A 13551-nucleotide genomic window follows, 5' to 3' on the forward strand; every position below is an offset into this window, starting at 1 on the left:
GCACGATGGCGTCCCCTACGACCCCGCCAAACACGGTGCCGCAGCAGCGCTCAACAAGCCCGTCGCTGCCTGAGGTTGACACAGGGAGTGTCATGAGACCTCCACCATCAACTCCCATTCGGTTCCTTCGCCGGGCGCGGTACGGACGGTGACGGTGCCACCCAGGTCGGCGATCCGGCCGCGGATGGACTGGCTGACGCCCAGGTGGCCGTTCACGCGGGCCCGCTCGAGATGCGCGGGCGTCGTACCGACTCCGTCGTCGCGGATCGATACCACGACTTCCTCGCCGAGGTCCTCGACCACCACCCAGGACCGGGCGTCAGGGCCGGCGTGCTTCGACACGTTGCTCAGCGCTTCCTTGATCGCGGCAACCAGTTCCTCGGCCGTGGAGGCAGGCAGCAGGACCTGCGTGGCCGGTACGACGACGTCGATGCGGGTCGTGGCCAGCGGCAACAGCAATCCACACAGATCGACGCGATCGCCCGACGCAACGGTCGGGCGGGTGGACATCAAGGTGCGGAGGGCAATTTCCTGTTCGGCGGCCAGCTGCGCCAGTTCGGTCGCTTCGCCGCCGATCGCCGTACCGCGCCGCTGTACCTGAGCCAGGACCTGCAGTACGCCGTCGTGAATCGAGCGACTGAGCCGCAGCCGCTCGGCTGTCGCGCTCTCCGCGGCGATCGCCTCCCGCAGCCGAACGCCCGCCTGCCGCAGGGTCGAGGCGGCGTACCCGACGACCAGACCGGCCACCAGCAACAGTTGGACGTTGCTGAGGATCTTCGATGCGTGCTCGACGCCCCGTAGCGACAGCAGCGCGAGGCTGATCGTGGCTGCGCCGAGCAGGCCGCCGTCGCGGCCGCGGGAGATCGCGAGCGCGAGAACCGGCCCGGCCGCCCACACCGAGGTCAGGACGGAGGCGCCGGCGCGGATGTCGAGCAGCGGTTGCGCCCACAAGGTCGCGAACATGCAGCCGACCGTGACGATCAGGTCCGCGAACGCGAGCCGCGTGTTGCGGCGGCCCCAGCGGCGGCTGTAGCCGTACGACGAGATCAGCGTCCAGACCCCCATCACGGCCAACTGGAGCATTGCGCCGTACGGGCGGACTATCCCGTCCCAGCGAGTCCACACGCCGAAGCACGCGAACGCCCAGGTCAGCAGGCGGAACACGACCAGCGCACGCCACAGCGGCTGCAGCAGGTCGACCGTCTCGCGCTCCACGCGGAACAGTCTGCCAAGCGCCACGGGTGGAATGCGTGAGCCCTTCTACTCAGAGTGCAGGTTTCCCCGCTCGTTCACAGCTTTTCCTCAGTTCCACTTCAGCTGACGCTCATTTCCCCGTAATCTCGCGCAGAACACGCTCGGGGGAGCTGTGAACACACTGCGTCATCAGACACGGAGGGGAATCGTGCGCAAGCTACCCGCTGGGCTGTTCAGCCTGGCTTTGGCGGCGACGACCGGGCTCGGCATCGCCGCGGCCACGGCCGGGAACGCCGCCACACCGTCCAAGCAAGGGTCGGCGCCGATCGCGAGTGAGGCCGCACCAGCATCCGACGAGCTGCCCAGCCCGCTCGAGGACAAGCGCCGCGAGCTGCGGCAGGAGGCTCTCACCAAGGTCATCAACGGCCAGGCCAAGCCGGAGCAGCGCAACGGCAGCACGGTCGTCAAGCTCGGCACCAAGGCGGCCGGCACGAAGGGCGTCCTCGGCGCCAAGGCTGTGAAGACCGCCAAGGGCCGCGTCGACCAGTACGTCGAGCTCTCCCGGGAGAAGACCGACCGGATCTTCGTGGTGCTGGCCGAGTTCGGCAACGAGCGGCACCCGAACTACCCGGACAAGGACCAGGCACCGAGCATCCCCGGCCCGGCCACCTTCGAGGGCCCGCTGCACAACGCGATCCCGCAGCCGGACCGCTCGGTCGACAACTCCACCGTCTGGCAGGCCGACTACAACCGGCAGCACTACCAGGACCTGTACTTCGGCAACGGCAACTCGGTGAAGAAGTACTACGAGAAGCAGTCCTCGGGCCGCTACTCGGTGTCCGGCGAGGTCACCGACTGGGTGAAGGTCAAGTACAACGAGGCCCGGTACGGCCGCTCGAACGGCTACCCGTGCACCGGCAACGTCTGCAGCAACACCTGGAACCTGATCCAGGACGCGGTCAACCAGTGGGTCGCCGACCAGAAGGCGGCCGGACGAACCACGGCGCAGATCACCGCGGACCTGAAGACGTTCGACCAGTGGGACCGTTACGACTACGACGGTGACGGCAACTTCAACGAGCCGGACGGCTACATCGACCACTTCCAGATCGTGCACGCCGGCGGCGACCAGGCCGACGGCGACCCGCAGCAGGGCGAGGACGCGATCTGGTCGCACCGTTGGTACGCCGGATTCCCCGGGGGCCCGTCCAACAACCCGGCCGGCGGCGCCCAGGTCGGCGACACCGGGCTCTATGTCGGCGACTACACCATCCAGCCGGAGAACGGCGGCATCAGCGTCTTCGCCCACGAGTACGGGCACGACCTGGGCCTGCCGGACCACTACGACACCTCGGGTGCCGCGGTCGAGAACGGCGTGAACTGGTGGACGATCATGGCGCAGAGCCGGGTCGGCAAGCCGACTGACGGCGGTATCGGCGAGCAGGCGGCCGACTTCGGCGTCTGGGACAAGCTGCAGCTCGGCTGGCTCGACTACGAGATCGTGAACGCGGGCCAGAACCGGACGCTCGAGCTCGGACCGCACGAGTACAACTCGGCCAAGGCCCAGGCCGCGGTCGTCACCTTGCCGAAGAAGCTGGTCACCACGCCGCTGCAGACACCTCCGGTCGGCAGCAAGTCCTGGTGGAGCGGTGAGGGCGACGAGTTCACCCACACGATGAACCGGCAGGTCGCCGTTCCGGCCGGCACCACGACCCTGACGTTCCAGGCGAACTGGGACATCGAGGACTGCGGCCCCGACGCGTGCGACTACGCGTACGTCGAGGTCGACGACGGGACCGGCTACAAGCCGATCGCCGGCTCGATCACCAAGGCGGCCGAGGGCAACGGCATCGACGGCAAGAGCAACGGCTGGGTCCCGGCGACGTTCGACCTGTCCGCCTACGCGGGCAAGACGATCGGCCTGCAGCTGCGCTACACGACCGACGCGAACACCGGTGGCTACGGGTTCTTCGCCGACGCGATCAAGGTTGTGTCGGGCTCGACCACGCTGGTCGACTCCGGTGCGGAGGCCACGCCGGAAGGCTGGACCCTGAACGGCTTCAGCTCGGTCGGTGCGACCATCACAACGGCGTACGACAACTACTACCTCGCCTCGAACATCAACTACGTGTCGCACGACCAGTACCTGAGGACCGGGCCGTACAACTTCGGCTGGGCGAGCACGTTGGGCGACAAGGTGGAGCACTTCCCGTACCAGGACGGTCTGCTGGTCTGGTACTGGGACACCTCGCAGCGCGACAACAACACCAACACCCACCCCGGTGCGGGCCTGGTCCTGCCGATCGACAGCCACCCGGTCCCGATCAACCGGATCGACGGCCAGCTGTGGCGTCCGCGCGTCAGCGGCTACGACGCACCGTTCGGCCTCGAGAAGGCGGACTCGTTCACTCTGCACATCAACGGGCAGGCGAGCTACATCCGCGGGCAGAACGCCGTACCGACCTTCAACGACAGCAAGTCGTACTGGTCCGCGGACCAGCCGACGAGCAGCGTGAAGATCCCGAACAACGGCGTCAACATCAAGGTCGTCTCCAAGACCGGCACCACGATGAAGATCCAGATCTCCAAGCGCAAGTGACCGCATGAAACAGCCCCCGAAGTCCGAGGACTTCGGGGGCTGTTGCGTCGCTCAGGCGGCTCAGGCGGCTCAGGCGATGGCGTACGGCGTGAGGTCACCGGCCAGGCCCGGGTGGACCCTGGCGGTCAGGTGGGTGCCTTCGGCGGTGTGTTCGAGTTGCTCGACCGAGCCTTCGGAGTGGATCCGGGAGACCAGGTCGCCGCGGTCGTACGGCAACAGGACCTCGAGGGCCACGAGCGGCTGCGGCAGGGCACCCTCGAGCAGTTCGCGAAGCTTGTCGATGCCTTCGCCGGTGCGGGCGGACACGACGATCGCGCCCGGCTCGCGGTGCAGGATCGGCGCCAGCGCGAGCGGGTCGGCGGCGTCGGCCTTGTTGATCACGATGATCTCCGGCACGTCGCTCGCGTCGATCTCGGCCAGCACCTCACGGACCGCCTGGATCTGCGCCAGCGGGTCGGGGTGCGATCCGTCGACCACGTGCAGCAGCAGGTCCGCGTCCGCGACCTCCTCCAGCGTCGAACGGAACGCCTCGACGATGTCGTGCGGCAGGTGCCGGACGAACCCGACCGTGTCGGTCAGCGTGTAGACGCGGCCGTCGGCAGTCGTCGTACGGCGGGTCGTCGGATCCAGGGTCGCGAACAGCGCGTCCTCGACCAGCACGCCCGCGCCGGTGATCCGGTTCAGCAAGGAGGACTTGCCGGCGTTGGTGTAGCCCGCGATCGCGACCGACGGGACCAGGTTGCGGCGACGCTCCTGGCGCATCGTCGACCGGGTGCTCTTCATGTTCTTGAGCATCCGGCGGAGTTTCGCGATCTTGGTGTTGATCCGGCGCCGGTCGGTCTCGATCTTGGTCTCACCGGGACCACGGCCGCCGATACCGCCGCCGGCTGCGCCGACGCGTCCACCGGCCTGGCGGGACAGGTTGCCACCCCAACCACGCAGGCGCTGCTTCATGTACTGCAGCTGGGCCAGCTCGACCTGGGCCTTGCCTTCCTTGCTCTTCGCGTGCTGCGCGAAGATGTCCAGGATCAGCGCGGTCCGGTCGACCACCTTGACCTTCAGCCGGTCTTCCAGGTTGCGCAGCTGCGCGGGCGCCAGCTCGCCGTCGGCGATCACGGTGTCCGCGCCGAGCGACGCGACCAGGTTGCGCAGGTCGGCCACCTTGCCGGAACCGATGAAGGTCGCCGGGTCGGGCTTCTTCCGCCGCTGGATCACGCCGTCCAGTACCTCGGAACCGGCGGTCTCCGCGAGCAGCTTGAGCTCGGCCAGCGAGTTTTCCGCGTCCTCGGCGCTGCCCTCGGTCCAGACGCCGACCAGCAGCACCCGTTCCAGCAGCAGCTTGCGGTACTCGACCTCGCTGATATCGGTCAGCTCGGTCGACATACCGACCACGCGGCGGAGCGCCTGGCGCTCCTCGAGGTCGAGGCCCTCGGTGGTCAGTTCGTTGTCATACTCATCGTGACCCGTCAACGAATCGCCGGAGTCATCGCCCTGAGTCAGGTCGGTTTCGACGTCGGTGGTCTCTTCGTATGCGTGTGAATGGGTCGTCATATACCTTCCATGGTGGCACGGGCCTCAAATACAAGCGACCCGTTTACCAACAGTCAACGCCCCACGCAGATCTGGGATTCCCGGTTCAGGCCGGCAGCCACGCCCGGTCGAACTCGCCGCGAGCGTGCAGAACGGCCGGTCCGGTCAGTTCCAGGTGGTTGTCCGCACGCCACGTCACGCTCACTTCACCGCCCGGTACGCCGACGCGGTACGTCACCGGGCGCTCGTCACGGGCGGCCCGCGCGGCCGCCACGGTCACGGCGCAGGTCCCCGTGCCGCACGACCGCGTCTCCCCCGCCCCGCGCTCGTGCACCCGCATCTGGACGTCGCGCGGACCACGCCGTACGACGAACTCCACGTTCACCCCGTGCGGGAACGCGTCGGCCGGCGACCAGGTGGGCTGATCGCACAGGTTGCCCGGCTCGTTCAGGCTGTCGACGAAGGCCACCGCGTGCGGGTTGCCCATGTCGACATGAACGGCGGGCCACTGGTGACCGTTGGCCTCGACCACGATCCCGGCCGCGTCGGGGAGCTTCGGCTCACCCATGTCGGCGGTGAGGGTGCCGTCGTCGTTCTGCGCGACCTCCTTGACGCCCGCGCGGGTGCCGACCCGGACCGGCTTGCCGTCGATCAGCCCCGCCTCCGCCAGGTACTTCACGAAGACCCGGATGCCGTTCCCGCACATCTCCGCGATCGAACCGTCCGCGTTCCGGTAGTCCATGAACCAGTCGCCGCCGTCCTCGACGTACGACTGCTTGTCGCCCTGGATGACCCGCAGCACACCGTCCGCGCCGAGGCCCGCGTGCCGGTCGCAGAGGAACCGCACCAGCGACGCGTCCAGCTCACCGTGCACGGAACCGTCGGGATCAGGCAGGATCACGAAGTCGTTCTCGGTCCCATGCCCCTTCAACCAGGGAAACGTACTCATGGGAGAAGCGTACGGTGTCCGCCATGGAGCTGATCGCCTACTTCTGGGAGCAGGAGGACGCAGCCGTTGTCGCCGATCTACTGGACGGCGAGGTACGGCGTGGGCACTTCCACGGCGAGGATGACGACGAAGACCACCCATGGATGGTGGTACTGCGGGATGTCGATCAGGCGGTTGTGGACGAACTGTTGTCCAAGCACGACGGCTGGATCGAGACGACCACAGAGCGCTCGCCCACCGCACCTCCCCCACTCCCGACCGCCCCGAAGCGCTTCAAGAAGTAGTTAGAGGCCGATGATGCGGCCGGGGCGGTGGCCGGTTGGCTTGGCTTTGGTGAGGGCCAGTTGGCCGGCTACTAGGACGTGGTTGATACCCACGGAGAGTTGCCAAGGGTTGTCGTACGTCGACTTGTCGGCGATCGAGTCGGCGTCCAGGACTGTCAGGTCGGCGATTGCGCCTGGTTTGATGACGCCTCGGTCGGAGAGGCCGAGGCGGGTCGCGGGGAGTGAGGTCATTCGGCGGATGGCTTCGGGAAGGGTCAGGATGCCGCGGTCCCGGGTGTAGTGGCCGAGGGCGCGGGGAAACGTGCCGAAGTTGCGGGGATGCGGATGTCCCGGGCCGGTCGCGTCCATGATCCAGCCGTCGCTGGCGACCGCCGTCCGCGGATGTTCGAGGACGGTCGTGACGTCGTCCTCACTCATCGCGTGGTTCACGACGCTGACCGCGGCCTGGTGGGACTCGAGGATGCGAAGCACGATCTCGGCGGCGTCCACCCCGTCGCGCTGCGCGATCTCGGTGAGGCTGAGTCCGCGGCTGTCCTCGTAGCGGCCGGGTGGAAGGGACGCGATCACGACGGAGTCCGGCGAGAGCAGGTCGTCGGCGCGGAGGGCTTCGGCGATCCGCGCGCGTTCGGCCGGGTCGGCGAGTCGGTCGAGCAGGGCGCCGCCTGCGAGGGCCCAGGTCGGGAGCCTGGTGGTGAGTGTCGTGCTGGTGGCGGTGTACGGGTAGGCGTCCCAGCCGAGGTCGACGTCGTCGACCTGCTCCAGGTGTTCGAGCGCGCCATCGACCAGACCGTAGTTGGACTTGCCGACGGCTTTCAGGTGCGAGATCTCCAGCCGCGCGCCGCCCGCCCGCGCCGCCGCGATCGCCTCGTCCAACGCGGCCAGCAAACCCGCGCCCTCGTTGCGGATGTGAGTCGAGTACAGCAACCCGCACTCGGCAGCGGTGGCGACCAACGCGGCCACCTCTTCAGGTGATGCGTAGGCACCCGGCGCGTAGATCAGTCCGGTCGAGAACCCGACCGCACCCTGATCGGCGGCGGCCCGCAGCAGGTCCTGCATCGTCCGGAGCTCCTCGGGCGACGGCGGCCGTTTCGCGCTGCCCATCGCCGCGATCCGCAGCGTGCAGTGGCCGACCTGCAGCGCCAGGTTCACCGCCGGTTGCAAGGTTGCAGCGAACCCGGCCAGATCGTTCCAGGACCAGTCGTGCAACGGATCGAGGAACGCCGTACCTGCACGCAATGTCTCGAGGTCGGTGATCGGGAACGGCGACCAGCCGCAGTTCCCCGCGACCAACGTGGTGACGCCCTGGGCGAGCTGCGACTCGGCGGCCGGGCTCGCGCCGAGACTGAAATCCGCGTGGGAGTGCAGGTCGACGAACCCTGGTGCCACAATGTTGCCCGTGGCATCGATGACCTCTGCATCGGCGACCGGCTCACCGGGTGGCAGCAGTGCGGTGATGCGCTCGCCCTCGACCAGGACCGTCCCCGGCACCAGTTCGGAGCCGGTGCCGTCCGCGATCAAGCCGCCGGTCACTGCCACGCGCATCGAATCACTCCTGCTCTTGTCCGAAGGATTGCTGAGCGACCGTGTTGGCGGCGATCAGTTCGCGGTCCACGGCGTGCCCGAGACCGGTTGCCTCGGGTACCTGTACGACGCCTTTGACCGCGACCACGGCGGGTACGACGAGGTCCCGGGCGTAGTACTTCTCCGAGGCGGACACATCCGATGGGAGGGTGAACCCGGGGAGGCTGGACAGGGCGACGTTCGCGAGGCGGCCGATGCCGAACTCGTGCATGCCGCCGCACCAGACGGCGATCCCGGCCTGCTGCGCCCGATCGTGCGCCGCGCGCGCCGCGCCGAGGCCGCCCATCCGCGACACCTTGATGTTGAGGACCTGCAGCGCTTCTAGCGCCAGCGCGGTCTCCAGATCGTCTACGGTCTCAACACTCTCGTCGAGACAGACCGGCGTACTGATCGTGCGTTGCAGCGCAGCGTGCGTGAGCAGGTCCCGGGGCGCGAACGGCTGCTCGATCATCGTCAACCCGAACTCGTCGAGCTTCCGCAAATCTGCCAGGTCGTCGGCCGTGTAGATCCCGTTGGCGTCCACGTGCAGGTCAAGCGACGGGTACGCCGTACGCACAGCACGGACCGGCTCCACGGCCCAGCCCGGAGCGATCTTCAGCTTCACCCGCGGATACCCGGCGGCGACCTGGCGCTCGACCTCGGTCAGCAGGTCGTCGATCGTCGGCTCGATGCCCAGCGAGACACCCGCGACCACCTCGGACCGGGTACCGCCGAGGACGGATGCCAGCGACACCGATTGCGTCTCGGCCCACAGGACCCAGGCGGCCATGTCGACGCCGGCCTTGGCGAAGTTGTTGCCGCGGACCTTCGACCACAGCTTGGCCAGCTGGTCAGGGTGCGTCCACGGCCGGCCCAGCACTGCGGGCAGCAGGTAACGCGAGGCGATGTGCCAGCAGGACTCGACCGTTTCGGGCGCGTAGTACGGATCCGAGGACGACGCGATCTCGCCCCACCCGGTCGCACCCGACGCGTCCTCCAGCTCGACCAGGACGTGATCGAGGTACGTCTTGCGGTGCGAGCTGGTCTGGAACTCGTGCACCAACGGCATCCGCACCCGATGCAGCCGGGCGGCGACGATCTTCAGCTCAGTTGACATACAGCCCCAGCTCCGTGTTCAACCGATCCCGCTCCATCAGCCGCCGGCGCGCGCCCTTCGAGCTCGCCGTCGTCAGCGTTGCGAGCACATGCAGCACCGAGGCGACGACGGTCGGCGAGTCGACGTACGACGCACTCCCGGTCGCGACGTAGATGCACTGGTCGGCGAGTTTCGCCAGCGGCGCGTCCTCGAAGTCCGTGACCGCGACGAGCTCACCACCGGCCTCGACGAACCGGCGGGCGATCTCGACGGTGTCGCGGCGGTACCGGCGGAACGAGAACGCGACCATCAGGTCGTTGGACCGGACGTCGGACAGTACGTCGACACCGCGGACCACGGTGCCGTCGATCAGCGTCACCTGCGAGAGGCCGACACCGAGGTCGAACGCCAGCAACGACGCGTACGAGAACGACTTCGCCGAGCCGATGATGAAGCGCCGGCGGGCGGCGACGATCCGGGCCGCGGCCTGCGCAATCGACTCGTCGGTGAGGATCTGGTCCAGCGCCTCGTCGATCGAGGCGCGTTCCTGCTCGACCACGCGGCGCTGCAGCAGCGTCGACGATCGGCGTTGCAGTCGAGCGTCGTACCGCTCGTGAGGGCTCGCGAGCTCGCGGTTGTGGGGATCGTCAGGCATGGTCGGCCGGCCCGAAGTAGTAGGCGCCGTTGCCGTCCGGAAGGCGGCGGCACGAGACGGCGACGAGTCCCTTGCCGAGCAGTTTCTCGAACGACCTGCGCAGTTCGCCCGGGTCGGCCGGCACGACCAACTCGGTCAGTGAGTCCGGGTTGGCGGGCTCGTCGCGGGTCAGATCCCACTCGACGACCACACGATCGGTCCCCGGACCGTACATGTCGGGCGCGAACCAGCGGCCGCGGGCGCCGAGTACGTCGAGGTTGAAGTGCGCGTTGCGGATCTGCGCCGGGTCGTACGTCCAGCGCATCCGCGACATACCGTGGCTGAGGGCAACTTCTCGCTGGGCGTGCTTGAGCATCCGGCCGAGACCGCGGCCCTGCTGCCCGGCAGCCACCACGGCCGACTGCGAGTAGTGGTAGAAACCGCGCCGGTCGGTGCCGCAGAAGCCGTACGCGAACGCGACCAGCCGGTCGCTCTCGTCGAGGATGCCGACCACCGAGCCGCCGTTGCTCGCCAGCGCGCCGAGCAGCCGCGGGTTCAGCCCGTATTCCGGGTCGAGGTAGCCGAAGACCTCCCGGTACAGCGCCGAGGCCTCGGCGAACCGGGATGTCGTGGTGAGCGAGACCGCGCGAAAGCTCACCTCAGAGATACGATTCATATCTTGATCCTATCCCCGCGCGATCATTGCTGGTCAATCGCTGATCGGATGATGATACGTTGACTATCTATGATGATCGAGCGACTCAGGGAGTACGTCGGCACCGAGACCCCGACCGGTGACGCGGCCGCGCTGAACGCGTTCGCCGACCGGCTCGGGACGCGGTACGCCGAGCTAGGCGCGAACGTCCGCCGGGTGCCGACGCCAGCCGGTGACCACCTGGTGGCGGACTTCCCCGGCCGCGGTCCACGCGCGACGGAGGCGCCGCTGCTCTTCCTCGCGCACCACGACACCGTCTGGCCGATCGGGCAACTGCAGGGCGCGATGCCGTGGCGCGAGCAGGACGGCGTCATCCACGGACCCGGCGTCTTCGACATGAAGGGCGGCCTCGTCGTCTTCGAGACCGCCCTGGAGCAGATCGCCGGCCGCGACCACCGACCACTGCGGATCGTCGTGGTCGCCGACGAGGAGATCGGTTCTCCGTCCGCGCGTTCACTGGTGACCGCCGAGGCGAAGGGTGTGTACGCCGCGTTCGGATTCGAACCGCCGCATCCGAACGGCGATCTCAAGACGTCGCGCTGGGGCAGCACCAGGGTCCGCATCGAGGTCACCGGCCGCGAGGCACATGCCGCTCTCGATCCGGCGAGCGGCGTGTCCGCGATCGACGAACTCGTCGACCAGTTGATCGCCGTACGGCGGATCGTCGCCGATCACGACGAGGTGCTGTGCAACGTCGGCACGATCACGGGCGGCGGGCGCACCAACGTCGTACCGGGATCGGCGGCGGCCGACATCGGGTTCCGCTTCGTCGATCCGGCGACCGAAGAGTCTGTGCTGCGGGCGGTTGGCGACCTGCGGCCGGTGCGGGAGGCACAGTTGGCGGTGCGCGTGTTGTCGAACCGTCCAGCCTGGCAGCCGTCGGCCGCGACTGAGGACTTGCTGGCGAAGGTGATTGCGGCTGGGCGGTCCGTCGGTCAGGAGGTCGGCGGTGCGGCCGCGACCGGCGCGGCCGACACCAACCTGACCGGATGGTTGGGGATCCCAACGCTGGACGGTCTGGGCCCGATCGGCAAGGGCGCCCACGCCGTCCACGAGCAGGTGATCGCGGCGACCCTGACCGAACGAGCCGATCTGGTCGCCGCGATCATTTCGTCACTTTAACGGCCACGCGGTTCCAGCTGCTCCCCCGCCGCGTCGGGTCGGTTCGGCCGCTGCGAGGATCGCACCACCGGGCAGGAACTCGAGCGCCGCGACCGCACCGATCTCCGAGGCCGAGCTGCCCGGCGCACCGGCCGGCGTGAACGTGTGACCGTACGGCGCCAGCGAAGCGCCGTACCGATCGATGAACGCCTGTTCGGCCGTCACCGACGCGGTGTTGCGCTGCGACGCCCGCGGCGCCGCGATCGCCTCCGGCAGCGTCATGCCGCGATCGAGACGGTTCGTCAACGTCTGCAGGACGGTCGTGATGATCGTCGACCCGCCCGGCGAACCGAGCGCGATGTACGGCTTGCCGCCACGTAGCACGATCGTCGGCGACATCGACGACCGCGGCCGCTTCCCGGCCTCGACCCGGTTGGGGTCCGTCGGGTTCGGTACGGCGGAGAAGTCCGTCAGCTCGTTGTTCAGCAGGAAGCCGCGACCCGGAACGGTGATCCCGCTGCCGCCGGTCTGCTCGATCGTCAACGTGTACGACACGACATTGCCCCACCTGTCGGCCGCGACCAGGTGCGTCGTCGAACGTCCCTCGGTATCCGGGCGCTGCTCGACCGAGCTGCCCACCGCACACCGCGAGTACCGGCCGTCCGGCGAGCCCGCCGGCACCGGCTTGGTCGCCGCGTGCTGCGGGTCGATCAAGCAGGACCGCTCGGCGCCGAACCCGCGCGACAACAGTTCCTTCAGCGGTACGTCGACGTACGCCGGGTCGCCGACGTACGCGTTGCGATCCGCGAACGCCAGTGCGGATGCCTCGAGGTACGTGTGCAGCGCCTGTGTCGTCGACTGCTGCCGAAGGTGCTGCGGCTGCAGGATGTTCAAGGCCTCGCCGACGGTGCTGCCGCCCGAGGACGACGGCGGCATGCCGTACACGTCCAACCCGTCGTACCGGACCTTGGTCGGCTTGCGGTCGATCACCCGGTACGACGCGAGATCGCCGGTCTGCAGGTAGCCGGGGAAGAACGGCAGCGTCGCGCCGGGCGTCTTCGGCGGGTTCTTGGCGACGGCCGCCATCTCGCCGGCGAGCGGACCGCGGTAGAACACCGACGGACCCTGCTGACCGATCAGCTTGTAGGTGGCGGCGAGCTCAGGGTTCTTGAACAGCGAACCGACCTGAGGCGCATCGCCGTTCGGCAGGAACAGCTTCGCGGTCGGCACGACCTGCGCGAACCGGTCCTTGTTCTCCAACGTCTGCAGGCGGAACGTCGGGTCCACCACGAACCCACGATCGGCGAGCTCCGCAGCCGGTTTCAGCGCGTTGCCGAGCGACAGCGAGCCCCACTGCTTCAGGGCCTTGTCCCAGGTCGCGAGCGTTCCCGGCACGCCGATCGACACCCCCGACGTCACGAGCTGCGCGAACGGGTACGCCGCACCGGTGGCCGGATCCACGAACGCGTTCGACGGCATCGTCGCGGGCGCGGTCTCGCGGCCGTCGAGCGTGGACACCTTGTGCGTCTTGGCGTTGTAGTACACGAAGTACCCGCCGCCGCCGATACCGGCCGAGTACGGCTCGGTCACGCCGAGAGCGGCGGCCGTGGCCACCGCGGCGTCGACGGCGTTACCACCACGACGCAGTACGTCGAGACCGATGTTCGTCGCGTCGGGGTCGACCGACGACACCGCGCCGCCGTACCCGATCGAGGTGGGCTGCCGAGTCGGAGCTTGCGCTTCCGCGGTGGTTGAGGCGGTGAAGGCAGTGAGAACGAGGGTGCCTGCAGACAGAGATGCGACCAGCTTCTTCACGAGTTCCCCCACACGGGCTCGGGGACAGGGACAATGACAGGGACAAGCCCTGCCTATCTCACCTGGAGGTTGTG

The 13551-nt window shown here is 68.4% G+C and carries 11 protein-coding genes; 3 read left to right on the plus strand and 8 right to left on the minus strand.

Translation table 11 applies throughout. The annotated features are described in order from the left end of the window. Window positions 1-90: 90 nt before the first annotated feature. Entirely contained in the window at window positions 91-1215 is a 1125-nt protein-coding gene (gene macS / locus EV651_RS30040; RefSeq protein WP_133788642.1) for a MacS family sensor histidine kinase, read from the minus strand. Between the two features lie 187 nt (window positions 1216-1402). On the opposite strand from macS, the gene EV651_RS30045 reads away from it, so the two are divergent. After that, entirely contained in the window at window positions 1403-3793 is a 2391-nt protein-coding gene (locus tag EV651_RS30045; RefSeq protein ID WP_133788643.1) for an immune inhibitor A domain-containing protein, read from the plus strand. A 69-nt stretch (window positions 3794-3862) separates the two neighbouring features. Here the strand turns inward: EV651_RS30045 and hflX are convergent, their stop codons facing one another. Next, a complete protein-coding gene (hflX, locus tag EV651_RS30050) occupies window positions 3863-5344 on the minus strand; it encodes a GTPase HflX (protein WP_133788644.1) in 1482 nt (493 codons plus the stop codon). Between the two features lie 85 nt (window positions 5345-5429). Beyond that, window positions 5430-6272, minus strand: coding sequence for a diaminopimelate epimerase (gene dapF, locus EV651_RS30055; protein ID WP_133788645.1), 843 nt, complete (start codon window positions 6270-6272; stop codon window positions 5430-5432). Between the two features lie 23 nt (window positions 6273-6295). Between dapF and EV651_RS30060 the strand changes: the two genes are divergently transcribed. Continuing rightward, entirely contained in the window at window positions 6296-6556 is a 261-nt protein-coding gene (locus EV651_RS30060; RefSeq protein WP_133788646.1) for a hypothetical protein, read from the plus strand. On the opposite strand, the gene EV651_RS30065 is transcribed toward EV651_RS30060, so the two are convergent. The 4 genes from EV651_RS30065 to EV651_RS30080 are packed head-to-tail and all read right to left on the minus strand — an operon-like array spanning window position 6557 to window position 10522. Beyond that, entirely contained in the window at window positions 6557-8098 is a 1542-nt protein-coding gene (locus EV651_RS30065) for an amidohydrolase family protein (RefSeq protein WP_133788647.1), read from the minus strand. It abuts the gene before it with no gap. Between the two features lie 4 nt (window positions 8099-8102). Continuing rightward, a complete protein-coding gene (gene menC / locus EV651_RS30070) occupies window positions 8103-9233 on the minus strand; it encodes an o-succinylbenzoate synthase (RefSeq protein WP_166658837.1) in 1131 nt (376 codons plus the stop codon). Further along, window positions 9223-9867, minus strand: coding sequence for a MurR/RpiR family transcriptional regulator (locus tag EV651_RS30075; RefSeq protein WP_133788648.1), 645 nt, complete (start codon window positions 9865-9867; stop codon window positions 9223-9225). The genes menC and EV651_RS30075 overlap by 11 nt, the downstream gene beginning before the upstream one ends. After that, the gene (locus EV651_RS30080; protein WP_133788649.1) at window positions 9860-10522 is read right to left on the minus strand and encodes a GNAT family N-acetyltransferase; all 663 of its coding nucleotides are present in this window, start codon (window positions 10520-10522) and stop codon (window positions 9860-9862) included. Before EV651_RS30080 ends, EV651_RS30075 begins: the two co-directional genes overlap by 8 nt. A 69-nt stretch (window positions 10523-10591) precedes the next feature. On the opposite strand from EV651_RS30080, the gene EV651_RS30085 reads away from it, so the two are divergent. After that, window positions 10592-11683, plus strand: a complete 1092-nt coding sequence (locus tag EV651_RS30085; RefSeq protein WP_133788650.1) for a M20/M25/M40 family metallo-hydrolase — start codon at window positions 10592-10594, stop codon at window positions 11681-11683. Here EV651_RS30085 and ggt read toward each other — a convergent pair. After that, entirely contained in the window at window positions 11675-13477 is a 1803-nt protein-coding gene (gene ggt, locus EV651_RS30090) for a gamma-glutamyltransferase (RefSeq protein WP_238157281.1), read from the minus strand. The two genes, EV651_RS30085 and ggt, sit on opposite strands and share 9 nt — an antisense overlap. Window positions 13478-13551 lie beyond the last annotated feature (74 nt).

The sequence above is a fragment of the Kribbella sp. VKM Ac-2571 genome, from assembly GCF_004362255.1.
In the GTDB taxonomy this organism is placed as follows: domain Bacteria; phylum Actinomycetota; class Actinomycetes; order Propionibacteriales; family Kribbellaceae; genus Kribbella; species Kribbella pratensis.